General features: G+C 59.9%; 12 protein-coding genes. 7 read left to right on the forward strand and 5 right to left on the reverse strand.

Translation table 11 applies throughout. From position 1 onward, the window contains the following. Window positions 1–2: 2 nt before the first annotated feature. Window positions 3–1,724, reverse strand: a complete 1,722-nt coding sequence (locus AC0L7I_RS14080) for a glycoside hydrolase family 43 protein (protein ID WP_473397057.1) — start codon at window positions 1,722–1,724, stop codon at window positions 3–5. A gap of 179 nt (window positions 1,725–1,903) precedes the next feature. Between AC0L7I_RS14080 and AC0L7I_RS14085 the strand changes: the two genes are divergently transcribed. Together AC0L7I_RS14085 and AC0L7I_RS14090 are read left to right on the forward strand one after the other, a co-directional pair. Then, window positions 1,904–3,043, forward strand: coding sequence for an endo-1,4-beta-xylanase (locus AC0L7I_RS14085; RefSeq protein WP_473397058.1), 1,140 nt, complete (start codon window positions 1,904–1,906; stop codon window positions 3,041–3,043). Window positions 3,044–3,184: 141 nt separating this feature from the next. Next, window positions 3,185–4,216 carry a LacI family DNA-binding transcriptional regulator gene (locus AC0L7I_RS14090; RefSeq protein ID WP_473397059.1) on the forward strand — a complete coding sequence of 344 codons (1,032 nt, stop codon included), beginning with the start codon at window positions 3,185–3,187 and terminating at the stop codon, window positions 4,214–4,216. Window positions 4,217–4,282: 66 nt separating this feature from the next. Here the strand turns inward: AC0L7I_RS14090 and AC0L7I_RS14095 are convergent, their stop codons facing one another. Beyond that, window positions 4,283–5,707, reverse strand: coding sequence for a sugar porter family MFS transporter (locus AC0L7I_RS14095; RefSeq protein ID WP_473397060.1), 1,425 nt, complete (start codon window positions 5,705–5,707; stop codon window positions 4,283–4,285). 373 nt (window positions 5,708–6,080) lie between these two features. Between AC0L7I_RS14095 and xylB the strand changes: the two genes are divergently transcribed. The 4 genes from xylB to AC0L7I_RS14115 all read left to right on the forward strand — a co-directional run bounded on the left by xylB (window position 6,081) and on the right by AC0L7I_RS14115 (window position 11,596). Further along, window positions 6,081–7,544 carry a xylulokinase gene (gene xylB / locus AC0L7I_RS14100; RefSeq protein WP_473397061.1) on the forward strand — a complete coding sequence of 488 codons (1,464 nt, stop codon included), beginning with the start codon at window positions 6,081–6,083 and terminating at the stop codon, window positions 7,542–7,544. Further along, the gene (gene xylA, locus AC0L7I_RS14105) at window positions 7,537–8,880 is read left to right on the forward strand and encodes a xylose isomerase (protein ID WP_473397062.1); all 1,344 of its coding nucleotides are present in this window, start codon (window positions 7,537–7,539) and stop codon (window positions 8,878–8,880) included. Before xylB ends, xylA begins: the two co-directional genes overlap by 8 nt. A 10-nt stretch (window positions 8,881–8,890) precedes the next feature. Continuing rightward, window positions 8,891–9,541 carry a fructose-6-phosphate aldolase gene (gene fsa / locus AC0L7I_RS14110; protein ID WP_473397063.1) on the forward strand — a complete coding sequence of 217 codons (651 nt, stop codon included), beginning with the start codon at window positions 8,891–8,893 and terminating at the stop codon, window positions 9,539–9,541. Between the two features lie 108 nt (window positions 9,542–9,649). Beyond that, entirely contained in the window at window positions 9,650–11,596 is a 1,947-nt protein-coding gene (locus AC0L7I_RS14115) for a sialate O-acetylesterase (RefSeq protein ID WP_473397064.1), read from the forward strand. A gap of 18 nt (window positions 11,597–11,614) precedes the next feature. Here AC0L7I_RS14115 and AC0L7I_RS14120 read toward each other — a convergent pair whose 3' ends face one another. The 3 genes from AC0L7I_RS14120 to AC0L7I_RS14130 are packed head-to-tail and all read right to left on the reverse strand — an operon-like array spanning window position 11,615 to window position 15,789. Beyond that, window positions 11,615–13,087 (reverse strand): PepSY-associated TM helix domain-containing protein, encoded by a 1,473-nt coding sequence (locus tag AC0L7I_RS14120; RefSeq protein ID WP_473397065.1) that lies wholly within the window; start codon window positions 13,085–13,087, stop codon window positions 11,615–11,617. Window positions 13,088–13,104: 17 nt separating this feature from the next. Then, complete coding sequence (locus AC0L7I_RS14125) at window positions 13,105–13,671, reverse strand: hypothetical protein (RefSeq protein WP_473397066.1); 567 nt, start codon at window positions 13,669–13,671, stop codon at window positions 13,105–13,107. A 9-nt stretch (window positions 13,672–13,680) separates the two neighbouring features. Next, window positions 13,681–15,789 carry a TonB-dependent siderophore receptor gene (locus AC0L7I_RS14130; RefSeq protein ID WP_473399160.1) on the reverse strand — a complete coding sequence of 703 codons (2,109 nt, stop codon included), beginning with the start codon at window positions 15,787–15,789 and terminating at the stop codon, window positions 13,681–13,683. Between the two features lie 287 nt (window positions 15,790–16,076). On the opposite strand from AC0L7I_RS14130, the gene AC0L7I_RS14135 reads away from it, so the two are divergent. Continuing rightward, a complete protein-coding gene (locus tag AC0L7I_RS14135; protein ID WP_473397067.1) occupies window positions 16,077–17,129 on the forward strand; it encodes a serine hydrolase domain-containing protein in 1,053 nt (350 codons plus the stop codon).

Consider the following 17,129-nt stretch of genomic DNA (forward strand, 5'->3'; position numbering starts at 1 on the left):
ACTTAGTCCGTTGCAGCTGCGCTTTCGGCGTACAGGCCGAATATGGCGCCGACAAACCCGCCAGCGACACGCGTGCTGAGCAGCTTTCCATCCTGGTCGCGGGCAAGCAACGTCCAGCCGTCTTCGCCATCCAGACTGTAGCTGAAATCATAGGCATCGCCCCGAGCCGCGATACGAAGGCCAACCGGCTGACCGTCCGGCACGCCGATTGTCCGGGAGGCGATGTCTTCGCCGATGACAGGCGAATCCGGACCGGACCGGCGACGCAACCTGACAATCAGCTCGCCTGCCTCATTGCGGGTCAGGCCGAGCGCATAGAAATAGTCGTCACTCTGCAGCACGGTCAGCCCGGCCTCGTCTCCGGCCACCTGTGGCTCGAAGATCATGGATGTCGTGGCAACGGCATTCTGGTGCTGCTGGCGGCGCCCCCAAACAGATGGCTGGGCGCCTGCGCCCAACCCCACTGGGCGCGCCGCAATCCTCAGTTCGCCACCCGCGAACGACCACCAGCTTGTTTCCGGCACGCGAAGCGTCATCCATTGAAACGGCATCTGATCCACATCGAACTCTTCGCGCAGCTCGAAATTCCCGGATGTCGGCACGGCAGGCCTGTTGTCGATGACGGGCTCGGGCCTGTCCATCATCACATAAGGCACTTGTTGGTCGGCACGGGTGATGACAGGCCACCCGTCTTCCCAGTCTACCGGCATCAGGAAGGTCTCACGTCCGGTATTGTAATAATCACCTTCATAGGGACGCACACCAAGGAATGTAGCCCACCACCGCCCTGCCCCATCCTGCACAAGGTCGGCATGTCCGACCGATGTGATCGGATCCGGGCGGTCAGCCGGCAGATGGCGCTGGGTCAGGATAGGGTTGCCGCCGAAAGCGAGATACGGGCCCGTTACGGACCGTGCACGCAGCACGACCTGCGAATGTTCAACTGCCGTGCCACCTTCGGCCGCGCAGAGATAATACCAGTCACCCACCTTGTAGATATGCGGTCCCTCGATCCAGATCGGTTGGTCTTCCGGATGCACGCCTCCATTGATCAGCACAGACGGTTCGGAAATCGATTGATACGTCTGCGGATCGACTTCACGAATCCAGATCGCGCGGTGGCCCTCGTAGCGCGATCCGCCCGGCGGAACGTCATTGTTCATCACATATACCTTGCCGTCTTCATCAAAGAAGAGCGACGGGTCGATGCCGCCGACTTCCGGCAACCAGACCGGGTCCGACCAGGGTCCGGCCGGGTCGGTCGACGTGACAATGAAGTTGCCGCCACAATCGACACATGTATTGGCAACGTAAAACCTCCCGTCATGGAACTCGATGGTGGGCGCAAAGACGCCGCGCGACAGGCCGAGGCCATCGAAGTCGAGCATGCCGGGCCGGTCGATCACGTTGCCGATCTGGGTCCAGTTCACCAGGTCGCGGCTGTGCATGACCGGGATGCCTGGGAAATAGCTGAAGGTGGACGTGACGAGGTAATACTCGTCGCCAGCGCGCGTGACGCTCGGGTCCGGATAGAAGCCTGTCAAGATCGGATTGAGAAAGCCCGACAACATAACTTCATCATGGCCGAAGACCGGGTCGTTGCCTTGATAGTGGAACCAATCGAACCGGGCGACGGGCGCCGTGTTCTCTTGCGTTCGGTCACGGGTGCCGGGCTCGTTGCCACATCCGACAAGGCACAGGGCCGCAAGTGCCAATCCGATCATTCTGTTGGAATGCCTCACCCTCATCGCGCCGCTCCCTTGTGTCAGCTTTCGCGTTTTTCGCCATCTTGTGCCTGGCTCGCTATGGACGCTCCGGTCAAGTCAGTGGTAGCGTTACCATACCGAAGGGTATTGCACGGGGTCAACGAAAGAAATCCCGGCCTGAAATCAGGGAGAGTTTCATGAGCCAATTTACGCGCAGGGATTGCCTTGCACTCGCAGCGGGAACATCAGCCGTAGCCGGACTAAGTAACTGTGCGACACCTATTTTGGCCAACAATACCGATTATGCATCCGGCCCACCGCTGCATGAGCTTGCGAGCGAAAAGGGCATCCGTTTCGGTTCGGCAATGTCGGCGCGGCAGCTGGACGATGCCCGTTATCGCGAGATCATGCTGCGCGAGTGCGCCACCATGGTCGCCGAAAACGAACACAAATGGTACACGATCTATCCTGACCCGGACACGGTGAATTTTGATCCGGCAGACCGCCTTGTCGCCTTCGCAGTCGAAAACGGACTGACGATGCGGGGGCACACCCTCCTGTGGCACAGGCCGGAATGGTCGCCGCAATGGGTCAACGATCTTGAGTTTTCAAGTGCAGCCGAAACCGCCGATTTCGTCGAGCAGAAGATATCCCAGATTGCCGACCGTTACGCCCCTGTTATCTATGCCTGGGACGTCGTGAATGAAGCGATTGACGAACAGACTGGCGCTTTCCGTGAGACGTCCCTCAGCGCCGGGATGGGGGAGCAATTGATCGACCACGTCTTTCATGTCGCGAGAGCGCACGCGCCCGAAGCCAGGCTGGTTTATAATGACTACATGAGCTGGGAGACGACCAGCACGGCCCACCGCGCCGGCGTATTGCGTTTCCTCGAACGCCTGAAATCGCGAGGCGTTCCACTGGACGGCCTCGGCGTCCAGAGCCATTCCAATTACGAAATGCCGAATGAATTCACCCGCGACAAGCAACGCGACTGGGTCGCATTCTGTGATGAAGTCGTCGGCATGGGGCTGGAATTATATATAACCGAATTTGACGTGAACGACACAGATCTCAAGCCGGACATCGCCTATCGCGACCGGCTTGTCGCAAGCTACACGCGGGACTACTTCGACATGATGCTGGCGTATCCCGAACTCAAGGAAGTTCTCATTTGGGGCATGGTCGACGACCAGAGCTGGCTACAAACCTTCCTTCCGCGCGCCGACGATGTCCTGAAACGCCCGACATTGTACGACAAGGACTACAAGGCCAAGGCTGTGCGCAAATCTCTCAGCGACGCGTTCAAGGGCTCAGTTCGTCGCGATTCGCTTTAATCATGGGCGATTGCCTGTTCCAGGCCGGTTTGGGTGCCTCATACTTGTTCACTTGCCGCGAGAAGGGCCTTGCCAACCCAGTGTTTGGATAGTTAGAGGCTGGAGCCCTTATTAATACGGCATTGAGTGGACGGGATATCAGTGAGTAAACGCCAACCGATTACAATCAAGGAAGTCGCCGAAGAAGCCGGCGTGTCCCAGATGACCGTTTCACGGGTGCTGAACAAGCAAAAGCTGGTCAAGGAATCGACCCGCCTGCGAGTTGAGGCGGCGATTGCGGCGCTCAATTACCGGCCGAACCTGATGGCACGCGGCCTTGCAGGCGGCAAATCCAAGCTGATCGGGCTGGCCTATTACAACCCGAGCCCAAGCTATCTCAGCGCCCTCTTGGTCAGCGCACTGAAAGAGTGCCGCGATCTCGGGCATCACCTGGTGATTGAAGACCTTTCGGACATCGAAGGCGTTCTCGACAACTCGGTGATCGTCAAGCGCCTGAGTTCGATCCGCCTTGACGGCCTGATCCTGGCGCCGCCGCTGAGCAGCAATCTGGCCCTGCTCAAGCTGATGCAGGATATGGGGATCCCGGTTGTCGCCCTGAGCTTTCGCGACTCTCATTCCAATCATTCGAGCGTGGCCTTCGACGATGTTGCCGCTTCCTTCACGATGACGGAACTGCTGATCGAAAAGGGGCATAAACGCATCGGCTTCATTCGGGGGCCACGCGAGCACCCATCCTCCCCCCAACGCCAGGTCGGGTATGAAAACGCGCTGAAGGCGCACGGCATTCCGGTCGACAAGGGGCTGATCTTCGAAGGCGACTTCACTTTCAAATCGGGCATGCAACTTGCCAACAAGGTGCTCGACACCGATGCGCGCCCTACCGCCGTCTTCGCCAGCAACGACGACATGGCTGCCGGCCTCATCGCCGGTGCCCTGCGGCGCGGCGTCAAGATTCCGTCAGAATTGTCGATTGTCGGCTTTGACGATACCGCCATCGCAGCGGCCATCTGGCCACGATTGACCACGGTGAGACAGCCAATTGCAGAAATGGCCCAGACGGCGGTCGACATGATTTCCGACATTACGAGTGCTGACTGGAGCGGCGAACCCGCGCACGTGACGATTGACACGATCCAGATTGTCGAACGCGAAAGCCTGACGGCACCGAGCTGACCTCAAGCACAGACAGAAACGGCAGGCGTAACCGCCTGCCGTCTCCAATGGTCGTCCAGGCACAAGCTAGTTTTGCATGTCCTCGAGTTCCTTGCCCTTGGTCTCGCGTACGGCCCATATGACAAAGAAGACCGAGATCAACGCAAAGGCCGCATAGAAGCCATAGGCACCTGTCAGCCCGATTGCGGCACTTCCCAGCATCATTGGGAAGGTCCACGTGACCAGGAAGTTCGCGAACCACTGGAAGAATCCCGCTACAGCGAGGCCCGATCCGCGAATCTGGTTCGGGAACATTTCGCCCAGCGAAACCCACATGACCGGCCCCCAGGACCCGTTGAAGAATGCGACATAGGCATTCGCGGCCAGAAGGGCGATCAGACCGATACTGCCGGGCAGCACCACCCGCTCGTCAACGAGGCGCGCCTGCGAAAAGCAGAAGACCAGAATGGCCAAGGTCACGGCCATGCCGATTGAACCGGCGAACAGGAGCGGCTTGCGTCCGATACGGTCGATCAGCGCGAGAGCCACGATCACGGCAAGAATTGAAACAGCGCCCGAGATTACGTTGATCAGCAGGGAATCGCCTTCGGAAAAACCGACCGCCTGCCAAAGTACGGCGCCATAGTAGAACACGACATTGATACCGACGAGCTGCTGGAAGACGGCCAGCCCGATCCCGATCCAGACGATCGGGCGCAGGACCGTGCCTTTCGCGAATACGTCGGAAAGCCGCGGCTTGTGATGGTCCCGGGCCAGCGATTGCGCGATAGCTCCGACCTTTGCCTTCGCACTGCTGGCGCCGCCAATGCGTGCCAGCACGTTCTCGGCCCTGTCCATGCTGCCCTTGACGACGAGAAAGCGCGGGCTCTCCGGAATAAAGAGCAGGGCGACGAGGAAGATGGTCGCGGGCAGGAGTTCCACCCAGAACATCCAGCGCCATGCTTCAAAGCCCAGCAACCAGTCATTGAGGGCCGATCCGGCAGAACCGGCAATCAGATAGTTGCTCAGAAAGGCAATGAACAAGCCGCTGATGATTGCGACCTGCTGGATTGACGCCAGGCGACCACGCAAATGCGCCGGAGCGATCTCGGAAATATAGGCCGGGGACATGACGCTGGCCGCGCCAACCGCAAGACCGCCAATGACGCGGTATATGATGAACTCGAACGAGGTGCCCGCAATACCGGACCCCCATGCGCTGACAATGAACAGGCACGCTGCGACGATCATCATGGTCCGCCGGCCAAACAGGTCAGACAGCCGGCCCGCCAGCGCAGCGCCTGCAGCACAACCAAGCAGCATGGACGCAACATTGAAGCCTGTGCCGACGTCTTCGGAATTGAAAGCGACCTGAAGACCGCTGACTGTTCCGTTGATGACGCCACTATCGAAGCCAAACAGAAAGCCTCCGATCGTCGCGACACAGCTAATCAGTAATACAAAGGCAAAGTCCCCTTCGAGCTTGCCAGCCGTTAATGTCGTATCAGTCATTTCGCCTCCCCTCGCAGATCAACGGATTTAGTTCCGTCTTATTTTTCAGGCACCGATTCACCCCGAAATGTTAGGGCTATCATTTCCACGCTACCTCAGCTGATCCAAACCTCAAAGCGTTTTCGTTTCGCACAGACTAACGGGCACGAGATCAACCGCAAGTTCGCTGGCGCCCGGCCCGGGCATGCCGCCTTCAGGAGAGCGTGGACTGTGCGATATGCCTGCCCGCGACCAAGCCATCGGAATTTGACGCCGTCAAACGGAGAAAAACCTGCACGCGTCTCTTGTCGTAGCATACCTCAGATGTTAGCGGTATCAATAAGCGACGTGACGCTCCGCGCCACCTGAGAAGCGCGCCAAGGGAAGAAGTCTAGTGTTTTTAGGGATTGATATCGGCACATCGAGCGTGAAGGCGTTGCTGCTAAGCGACGCTGGTATTGTTATCGATACCAGTAGCGCTGATATCCCGATCTCCCGTCCCCGCCCCCTGTGGTCGGAGCAAAAGCCAGCCGACTGGTGGACGGCAACCAACATGGCTGTCGCCGGCCTCAACGTGAATCAGCGCCACAAGGTCAAGGCTGTGGGCCTTTCCGGGCAGATGCACGGCGCGACCTTGCTCGACAAGTCACTGACACCCCTGCGGCCAGCCATCCTCTGGAATGACGGACGCAGCCAGACGGAAAGCGCCGACCTCCAGGCACGAGAGCCCGAATTCGTCACCAAGGGCGGCAACCTGGTCATGCCGGGCTTCACGGCGCCCAAGCTCGAATGGGTGCGGCGCCACGAACCCGATATCTTCGCCAAAATTCACAAGGTCCTGCTGCCCAAGGATTATGTTCGCCTGCGCATGACCGGCGAGGTCGCCTCCGACATGTCGGACTCTGCCGGTACGCTGTGGATGGATGTCGCGAACCGGCGCTGGCACGCCTCGCTTCTGGACGCATGCGGGTTGACCGAAGACCAAATGCCCAGCCTGCACGAAGGCACCGAGGAAACCGGTATCCTGCGTCAGGAAGCGGCCGAGGCATGGGGCATGGACCGTGTGCCGGTGGTCGCCGGCGGCGGAGACAATGCGGCAGGCGCGGTGGGCGCCGGCGTGGTTGACGAAGGCGACGCCCTTCTATCGCTCGGTACGTCGGGCGTAATTTTCGTTGCCGGGAACTCGTTCCGGTCGAACCCCGAATCTGCAGCGCACGCATTCTGTCACGCCCTTCCAGACCGGTGGCACCTCATGTCGGTGATGCTGAGCGCCGCGAGTTGCCTTGACTGGGCCTGCCGCGCAACGGGCACCAGCAACACCGAACTCCTTATCGAAAAGGCCGAACGGGACGGGACACTCGCATGCCAGGAGGTTTTCCTCCCCTACCTGTCAGGCGAGCGTACGCCGCATAACAATCCCTATGCGAGCGGCGTCCTGTTCGGTCTCACTCACGACAGCGGGCCGGCGCAGATCGCCCAGGCCGTCCTGGAAGGCGTTGCCTTCGGTATGGGTGACGGCCTTGACGCCTTGCTTGCCTGCGGGATCGACATCCGGTCCATCTCGGTTATCGGCGGCGGATCCCAGTCGGCCTACTGGGGCCGTATCCTGGCTGCGGTGCTGAAGCGCCCGCTCTTCTACCGCGATGGCGCCGCCACTGGTCCTGCGCTCGGGGCCGCGCGGCTGGCGCGCTACTCGCAGACGAAGATGTCGTTCGAAGATGCGTTCGGCGCTCCGGCAACGACCAATGTGATCGAACCGCACGACGCCGACATGGACCGTCTCGATGCCAAGCGCGAGAAATTTTCACGCCTCTACCCGGCGCTTTCCCCCGAATTTACAGGAGTTTCGAATGGCTGACACTAATACATCCCTGAGCGCCGGTTCCGTGTTTGGCGATATCCCGCACATCAAGTTCGAAGGGTCCGATTCTGAGAACCCGCTCGCCTACCGTTACTACAACAAGGACCAGATAGTCCTCGGCAAGCGGATGGAAGACCACCTGCGCCTTTCCGTCTGCTACTGGCACAGCTTCTGCTGGGACGGTTATGACATATTCGGCGCCGGAACCTTCAACCGCCCCTGGCATGGTGGCCCGAACGACCGGAACGCGGCCGATACAAAAATGGCCGCCGCATTCGAGTTTTTCAGCAAGCTCGGCCTGCCCCATTATTGCTTCCACGATGTCGATGTGACGGAGGCCTCCGACACACCCGACGACCTCTCCAACAACTTCAAGCGCGCCAGCGACCAGCTCGCCGCCTACCAGCAGGAAACCGGTACCAAGCTGCTGTGGGGCACCGCCAACCTGTTCAGCCATCCGCGCTATGCCGCAGGCGGACTGACGAACCCCGATCCGGAAGTTGCAGCCTGCGCCATCCGCCAGATCCGTGAATGCCTGGACGCCACTCACCGGCTTGGCGGAGAGAACTATGTCCTCTGGGGCGGCCGCGAGGGTTACGACACGCTGCTGAATACCGACCTGACGCGCGAGCTCGAAAACTTCGGCCGATTCCTCTCAATGGTCGTCGAGCACAAGCACAAGATCGGTTTCAAGGGCAAAATCCTGATCGAGCCCAAACCACACGAACCAATGTACCATCAGTACGATTTCGACACGGCCACCATTTACGGGTTCCTCTCGCGGTTTGGCCTGCTCGGCGAAGTCCATGTCAATATCGAGCCGAACCACGCCACCCTGTCAGGCCACAGCTTCGCCCATGAAGTCGCGACGGCAGTGTCGCTCGGCATGATGGGATCGATCGATATCAATAGCGGCAACTACCAGAATGGTTGGGACACCGATCAGTTCAACCTGGATATTCGCGACATCACACTGGCGCTGCTGGAACTGTTGCCCTCGGGAGGTCTCGACACTGGCGGTTTCAATTTCGACGCCAAGGTGCGGCGCCAGAGCAGCGACCCTGTCGACCTGTTCTACGGGCATATAGGCGGAGTTGATGCTCTGGCGCGCGCGCTGCTCAGCGCCGCAGATCTCGTCGAACGCGGCCAGATCAGCGCGAAGAAGCATGAACGGTATGCCGGATGGGACGCGGCGCTCGGCCAGAAAATGCTCTCCGATCAGGCCAGCCTGGAGTCGATCGCCGACCATGCAGCTGCAGCCGGCCTGAACGGCAAGCATGCGTCCGGGCACCAGGAATATCTCGAAAACCTCGTTACCCGCAGCCTAAAATAGGACGCAAACAATGCAATTCTTTGTCGACACGGCTGATCTGGGCGCCATTGCCGACCTCAATGCGTTGGGCCTGGTAGACGGCGTAACCACCAATCCCAGTCTTATCAAAAAGGCGGGGCGTGATTTCAAGGACATCATCGCCGAGATATGCGCCATGGTTTCGGGCCCCGTCAGCGCCGAGGTGATCTCTGTCGATGTCGACGGCATGCTTCAGCAGGGCCGGACACTGGCCGCGATTGCACCGAATGTTGTGGTCAAACTGCCGTTGACGCTTGCCGGGCTACAGGCCTGCCAGACGTTTTCGCGGGAAGGGATACAGACCAATGTCACGCTCTGCTTCTCGGCCAACCAGGCGCTGCTCGCCGCCAAGGCCGGTGCCACATATATTTCGCCCTTCATCGGACGCCTGGACGATATCCATATCGACGGTCTCGAACTCATCCGCGAAATCCGAACGATCTACGACAATTACATGTTCGAAACCATGATTCTCGCCGCGTCGATCCGCAGCCCCCTTCATGTGAAGGAATGCGCACTGATCGGCGCGGACGTCATTACTGCGCCGCCGCCAGTCATCAGTTCGCTGGCCGACCATGTCCTGACCACCAATGGACTCAGAACATTCATGGCCGATGCAAAGTCCGCCAGCATCACGATCTAGGACGGCGTGCTTGAATTGCTGCAATCCAGAATCCTCCTGGACCTGCAGCCAACTTGGCCACCCGGCGCTGGCGTCGGGTGGCTCATTTGAGACACGGAGATCGTCGCGATGGGATTTAGGCCGGGCATGTTCGCACTTCTGGCAACCTTCTGCGGGCTGCCCGCAGTCCTGTTTGGCCCCGCTTGTGCCGCGCCAACGCTGACCGGTCCCATAGCGGACTCCGCCGTTTTGCAGAGAGGTGCCGATATTCCGCTGTCAGGGACGGCTGCAGCGGGATCGGCTGTGACTGTCAGCATCGCCGGTATCGAGGTCACCACAACGACAGATGCAGGCGGGGCATGGCATGCCAGTCTTCCGGCATTGCCGGCCGGTGGCCCTCATAACCTGACTATTCGGGACATTGATGGCGCCACCACCTTTCAGAACATCCTGATCGGCGATGTCATCCTGTGCTCCGGACAATCCAACATGGAATACCCGGTCTACAGGGCCCTGAATCCAGACAATGCGATTGCCGGCTCCAGCAACCCGCGCCTGCGCCTGCTGACCATTCCCCATGTCGCGGATGTCCGCCCGCAGGAGGCACTGCCTGCCGGCACGGCGTGGGTCGATGCAGGGCCTGGCTCGGTGAGGGATTTTTCAGCGGTCTGTTACTATGCAGGACAAGCAATCCAGCAGGACAATGAGGTTCCCGTCGGCCTGATCGACGCCTCCTGGGGCGGCTCGCAGATCGAGGCCTGGTTGTCTGCTGATGACCTGCGAAGCGTCGGCGGCTTCGCCGAACAGCTCAACCAGCTCGACCTTTACATGCGCGACCATGCGGCTGCGATGACAGCCTTTGGCAAGCAATGGGAGGCATGGTGGCGCAACATCGATCAGGGCCGCGCGCCCTGGGCGGATACGGCGTCTGTGGCGGGTTGGAAAGCGGCCCCGGATGTCATGGCCGACTGGAAAACCTATGGCGATCCCGAGACGGAGAACCATCTCGGCCGTGTCTGGTTTGGCAAGACATTCTCGCTGTCTTCAAAACAGGCAAAGACGGGCGGATCGCTCTCGCTGGGCCTGTTCGACGACACGGATTCAACCTGGATCAACGGCCACTTTCTGGGGTCCACGTCCAGCTGGACCGATGCGAGGACCTATGACGTGCCCGCAAAATTCCTGAAGCCGGGCGACAACACGATCATCGTCAATGTGCGCAACACGTATGGCATGGGCGGCATGCTCGGGCCCAATGATGCCGTGGCCTTCCGCCTTGAATCGGGCAGCACTGTTCCGCTGGGTTCGGGGTGGCGCTACCGGGTCGTCAGCGAGGACAGGGCGGGTGGTCCCCAACCGCCATGGGAGACGGTCAACGGCTCCACCACCATCCACAACGCCATGATCGCGCCCCTTGCCGGCTTTCCGCTGTCTGCCGCCATCTGGTACCAGGGAGAAAGCAATGCGGAGCGTGGCGCACAATACCAGCCACTGCTTGAACAGCTTGTCGCAAGCTGGCGGCAGTATTTCGGCGCGGAGTTGCCTGTCGTGATCGTCCAGCTGCCCGGCTATGGCGACATGCCGGACAGCCCCGGGCCTTCGGGATGGTCCGACATACGCGAAGCCCAGAGACGCGTTGCTGTGAACGATCCCAAAACCGGACTGGCCGTGACGATCGATGCGGGTGACCGGACAGACATCCATCCACCCAACAAGCAGCTGGTCGTCCAGCGCATCCTGCCCGTTCTTCGCATCCTGTCGGGACAAAGCCAGGGTTTCGAAGATGGCATCGCCCCCGTTCGCGCCGTTTCGGATGCGGGCAAGGTCTTGCTGGAAATGCCAACTGACCAGTTAAAGGTCATCGGATCCGCATCGCCCGTCGCGTTCGAACTCTGCGGTGAGTCAGGCGAATGTCACTGGTCTGATGCGGTGCTGGATGGCGCCATGATAGACCTTGTTGTTCCGCCTCACATGAACCCGGTGGAAGTCCGCTACTGTTGGGGTAATGCGCCGATCTGCAATCTCTTCGTTGAAGACAATGTACCTTTAAGCCCCTTCAGGATGGAACTGGAATGAAGCAGCATCACAACCAGTTCACCGAGATTTCGCTCGCCGCAAGCGCGCACGCCTGATTGGCGCAATCAGAAAGACAACACCCGCAACCGTGAGACAAACGCTCGTGGCCAGAGTGTAGATTGAACTCATCTCGGCGCCATGCTTCAGCCCCTGCATCAGGACGGCCACCAGCAGCACCACGCCAAGCGAGGCGCGCAGAATTCTGGCCACCTCCTCGGCCAGCCCGAACAAGATTGCCGCCAACACGATCAGGAACGTCCCGCCCCAGAAGCAAGCAACAAGCTCAGTTCCTGAAAGACCCACCAGGCTGGCTGTCAGCGTAACCGCCAGCATTGCTGTACTTCCCCAGACCAGAGCAGCCCATGCGGCGGCAAGCCTCGGTGCGGGCCGCCCCCTTTCAGCGCGTTTGATGAAATAAATGTTCAGCCCACTGGCGATAATGACGCACAGCATGACACCGAACACGAAATAGGAAGCCTTGACCAGGAATCCTCCGAAATCGCCGAAATGCAGCCGGTAGACAGATGATGCCACTTGCTTTCCGAGCGGGCCATCCGAGTTTCCTCCGGATGAAAGCAGCGCACCATCCGACGCGAATGTGTAGGTCTCTCCATAGATCAGGCGGTCAGTCATTTCGCTGTAGATTTCGACATGCTGGCCCACTGTCGCGGGGTCATGAACGACAACCAGGAACGGGATCGCCGATGGCACCTCCTGCGCGAGCGTCGCAAGGGCCAAATCGATACGCGCCAAAGCCGCAGGGCGGGCATCGGCGGGAGGTTCGGACCCGAATACCGCCTCGCTCAGCTTTCCGGTGTCGCCATCGAAGCTGGTCTGCGCCAACACGAATGCTGCAATGCTGAACAGGCCGATCATGGCGCCGGTCAAGGCAACCGCGATGTGAAACGGCGCGGTCCAGACACTCAGCCTATTATGCAGGTCTGCCTGAACAATTCGCGCCTGCCCCTGGCGCCGAAAGCGAAACGCGTCCTTGAAGATACGCGGATGGGCTAGCAATCCTGAAATCGACATCGCCACCAGCATCACGCCGAAGGTCGCAACAATGATCATGCCGATCGTGTGCGGTAGGTGGAGGTAATAGTGGAGGTGGATCAGGAAATCATTCCACGGCGCCACCAAAGGCCCGGCAAGTCCGCCGCCGCTATCGACCAGCTCAAACCCATGATCCGTACCCGTGATGAATCGCGGCCAATTGGAGCGCGGCAGGTAAAGGTACAGGTGGGACGACCCATCGACACTGCGCTTCAGTGCGCCATCGGCGGCGACCTGGGCCGCTGCTGGTGTAACGTCGGTAACGGCTGGCGTGCCCGCCTGTTCCCACCATTCCAACTCGTCCTCGAATACGGCGACTGTGCCGCTGAGACAGATGATGAACAGGATGGCGCTGATCGCCAGCCCCATGACGGAATGCGCCGAAAGCGCTGAATCGACACGCTTGCCAGACGATTTTGGCCAGATGGATTTTCCCATTGGAATGAAGTCCTTGTTCAGAGGGTCGCCGCAGCAAACGCGAGCGCACAACTCGAGACGGCGTAGAGCGTTCGGTGAACCGGTTGCCGCTCCATGAGCAGGAGCGTGCTGAGAAGGGCCCATAGAACAACGCTCGAAACGATGGCCAGTACGGCAGGCGTGGCCGGGTTACCGGCGTCCTGCCAAAATGCCCTGAACCCTGCAGCCGATGCATAGAATGCCGCTCCGCCAGCAACCGGACCTGCGAGAAAGATGGTCCAGAATCCGGACAGGGTTTCGAGCACTCTGTTTTTGAGAGAGGTGCCTTCAGGCTGGGACCTCTTGGCGGCAGCAACCGTCGCAGGGTTCATCCCGCGAAGGGCAGGCATCACGATCAAGCCCGCCGTCACGAACATGGCAAAACTCACACCTTGCGCGAGCCCGCGGTCTCCATTGCCAAGTGTCCAGACCACACCGGCGAAAATCAGGATCATCCAGCCGGTCGCCAGCCGCAGGCCATGGCCCGGCCTCTTCCAGCTCCTGTAGAGAAGGAAAAGGCCGGACAATGTAGCGGCCGCTGCAATGCCTGGGAGAAGCGCGTTCATCCGCCTTCCTCAGAACCTGTACCGAAGGCTGGCGACAACAGATCGTCTCACGCCAGGAAAACAGTCACCCCGCGTGAGACAGGACGTGAGATAGGTTTCGTCCGTCAGGTTGCGGGCATTCACCTGCAAATCCCAGCGGTCCCACTCATAGCCCACCATCATGTCGATCAGCGTATAGTCGGGAGTCACATACCGCACCGTCCCATTCTCAGAGACGCTCTTGCCGACATACCGCACCCCGCCACCTGTCTTGAAACCGCTGAGTTCACCCGACGGACGCCACGTCGTCCAGAGGGACGCACTGCCATCCGGCTGGGCCGACAGTTCAAAGCCATTCGGGTCCTTGGCGTCGATGGTCGAAGCGGCGAACTGGAAATAGAAGTCCTCGACCTGAAGCCGCCCCTCCAGCTCAAGTCCCTTGAGCGTCGATACACCCTGCTGCTGGGCCGCGTCGCCCGGAAGGCTGTTCGGGTTTGGCAGGTTGGTAATCTCAATGTCATAGTATGCCAGCGTGATCAGTCCCGGCAGCCCCTTCGGTTCGAACTTGACCCCCGCCTCGTACTGACGCGCTTCGCGGGGTTTCATCTGATTACCCTGCAGGTCGGTGCCGATGACCGGCTCGAAGGATTCCGAATAGCTCGCATACGGTGCAAACCCACTTTCGAACCGGTAGAGAGCACCAACGCTGGCCGAGACGGCATCGTCCTTTTGCGTAACTCCCGCTGACGAATTCTCGACATTGTCGCTCCGGACGCCGAGCGTGAAACGCCAGTTTCCGTATGACATCTGATCGGAAACATAGACGCCCAGGTCCTGAACTTCCTGAACCGGCTGGTCATTGTAGATCGCGTCGAACACCGACTGGTCCGGAAAGGCGCCGTACACGGGATTGGCGAGATCCAGCACATAGCGGAAATCACCCGCCAGGGCCCCGCCGCCGAAATAATAGGATGAATTGCTGTCTGTCTCGACATCCTGCACCTGGATGCCTGCCAGAACCTGATGGTCCACCAGTCCGGTTGCGAAATTGGCCCTCAGGCGGACGTCGCCAGCAACCTGGTCAGACGTATTGTCGCCCTGGTAGAATGTCCGGGCGACTGTCGTTGGCGTAAACAGGCTGACGCCGAGCGCATTGTTGAGGTACCGGCTGGCGCCAGCTCCCAGGAAGGTCGGCCAGGCTTGGTGATAGTCTGCTTCGCCGGACCGCCACAGCGCCGTGGCCTCAACACTGAAGACATCGTTCAGCTTGTGCTCGCCCAGCAGTGTTACCTGCTTGGATTTGGTGTTGAAACGATTGAAATCCGGCTCTCCGGCATAAACATCCTGATCGATATATGTACCGTCAGCGAGCGGCAGCAGCGTACCTTCCACAGGTATGAATTGTGCCGCCGTATCGCTCTTCGTGTCCTGGAACAGCCCGATCAGCGTGAACTTGGTGTCGGGTGTCGGCAGCCATGACAGCGACGGCATGAGAATGTGTGTCTGTTCATCGACATAGTCGACCTGCGAACCCGTTTCGCGATACAGGCCAACCAGGCGGTATTGCAATTTGCCGCCCGAACCCGCGACCGGCCCGGTCACATCACCGGCGATCTGGTAGCGATCATTGTTGCCGATTTCTGCAGCCAATTCCCCGCCAAATGTATCGCGCGGCGTCTTTGACGTATAATTGATGATCCCGCCCGGCGACCCTTGGCCATAGAGGACCGATGCGGGTCCTTTCAGCACTTCGACCTGCTCGATCGTGTAAACGTCGGCCCGGGTCGTATTGTAGCTGCCGAACAGTTCCTGAACGGAATCGCGATAGCGCGGAATGCTTAGGCCCCGAGACGAGACGAAGTCGCCCCGAGTGGTGAAGCCATAGGTCTCGGCAGTCACGCCAGCGAGGTAACCGACCGTCTGGGAAAGGTTGAGCGCTCCCTTGTCGATAAACAGGTCCGAAGTCTCGACTGACAGTGATCGCGCCGTTTCGACGATAGGCGTGTCTGTCTTGGTCGCCCCGAACGCACCGGCCGAACCGATGACGATAACGGCTTCCTGAACACTTTCGCTCTCGCCCGCGTCAGCGCCTTCAACCTGCTGCGCCACGGCTATCGGCGCGCTCGCCGCCAATACCATTGCCACAGCGCAACTTGCGTTCAATCTCAATTTCAGCATCAAAAAACTACCCCGCTACAAATGATTTTAATAATCATTCTCAATATTTGGGTGCCTAAGATTATTGATATTGAGAGTCAATCGCAAATTCAGCCATCTCGCGACTTGCCGCCACGGCACCTGCCCTCCACCCGGCCAAAGGCCCCGCACGCACGGTTGACGAACCCCCGCTGGACCTGTCCACTTGTGCTAAGGCACACACTTATCCCGTGCAGATATCTAGAACGCTCAAGGCGGTGGCCCCTGGCATGACTTCATCCAATTCCCTCATCTCACTCCCCGCCCAACCTTCCGGAACGCCCTGGCCAACGACTGACTGGCCCGAAGCGAATGTCCCGGCTCATGTCGATTCAGGTGCCCTTAACCGCGCGTTGGACTTCGTCTTCAACGACCCGGCGCCTGACGTGATGGGGGAAACCCACGCTTTCCTCGCCGTGCATCGGGGGCGCATCGTCACCGAGCGCTATTGGCGTGAATTCACCGCCAGCGACACGTTTCCTTCATGGTCGGAGGCAAAGAGCATCACCCATGCCCTCATCGGCATTCTCGCGCGGGAAGGCCTGGTCGACATCCATGCGCCCGCCGACGTGCCCGAGTGGCAAACTCCGGGCGACCCGCGGCGCGATATCACGCTCGACCAGCTTCTGCGCATGTCGAGCGGCCTGAAATTCGCCGAGGATTATGTCGATGCCGGCGTGTCGGATGTGATCGAAATGCTGTTTGGTGGCGGCAAGGTCGACGTAGCCGGTTTTGCCGCAAATTTCCCGCTCGTCCATGAACCCGGCAGCGCATGGAGCTATGCCAGCGGCACCAGCAATATCGTTGCTCGCTGCGCCGCCCGGGCGCTCGGTGCGTCCGGAGACGACTTTCGCGCATGGATGTTCCGTGAACTGTTCGAACCCGTCGGAATCAAGTCGGCGCAACCGAAATTCGATGCGCAGGGCACCTTCATCGGTTCCTCCTTCTGCTACGCTACCGCCCGCGATTTCGCGCGCTTTGGGCTGCTTTACATGCGCGACGGTGTTTGGGACGGCCAGCGCGTCCTGCCCGAAGGCTGGGTCGACTATGCCCGCACACCGACAAAGACGCCGCCGACCGAACCGCTGGGCTACGGTGCTCACTGGTGGCTGGGCATGTGCGGCCCCGGCAGCTTGTCGGCCAATGGCTATCAGGGCCAGTACACGGTCCTCGTGCCTGAACTCGACCTCATCCTTGTCCGTCACGGAAACTCGATGGACGAACAGGGCGATGAAGTCCGCCGCTGGCTGGCTCAGGTTGCCGACTGCTTCCGCCAGGCCTGA

Source organism: Hyphomonas sp. J20-32, from assembly GCF_055808555.1.

What these genes read in the sequence shown, in the direction of transcription:
- AC0L7I_RS14115 (WP_473397064.1), top strand. Translation starts at nt 9,650, where the DNA reads ATGGGATTTAGGCCGGGCATGTTCGCACTTCTGGCAACCTTCTGCGGG.
- AC0L7I_RS14135 (WP_473397067.1), top strand. Translation starts at nt 16,077, where the DNA reads ATGACTTCATCCAATTCCCTCATCTCACTCCCCGCCCAACCTTCCGGA.
- xylA (WP_473397062.1), top strand. Translation starts at nt 7,537, where the DNA reads ATGGCTGACACTAATACATCCCTGAGCGCCGGTTCCGTGTTTGGCGAT.
- AC0L7I_RS14120 (WP_473397065.1), bottom strand. Translation starts at nt 13,087, where the DNA reads ATGGGAAAATCCATCTGGCCAAAATCGTCTGGCAAGCGTGTCGATTCA.
- AC0L7I_RS14080 (WP_473397057.1), bottom strand. Translation starts at nt 1,724, where the DNA reads ATGATCGGATTGGCACTTGCGGCCCTGTGCCTTGTCGGATGTGGCAAC.
- AC0L7I_RS14085 (WP_473397058.1), top strand. Translation starts at nt 1,904, where the DNA reads ATGAGCCAATTTACGCGCAGGGATTGCCTTGCACTCGCAGCGGGAACA.
- AC0L7I_RS14095 (WP_473397060.1), bottom strand. Translation starts at nt 5,707, where the DNA reads ATGACTGATACGACATTAACGGCTGGCAAGCTCGAAGGGGACTTTGCC.
- AC0L7I_RS14125 (WP_473397066.1), bottom strand. Translation starts at nt 13,671, where the DNA reads ATGAACGCGCTTCTCCCAGGCATTGCAGCGGCCGCTACATTGTCCGGC.
- AC0L7I_RS14130 (WP_473399160.1), bottom strand. Translation starts at nt 15,789, where the DNA reads ATGGTATTGGCGGCGAGCGCGCCGATAGCCGTGGCGCAGCAGGTTGAA.
- fsa (WP_473397063.1), top strand. Translation starts at nt 8,891, where the DNA reads ATGCAATTCTTTGTCGACACGGCTGATCTGGGCGCCATTGCCGACCTC.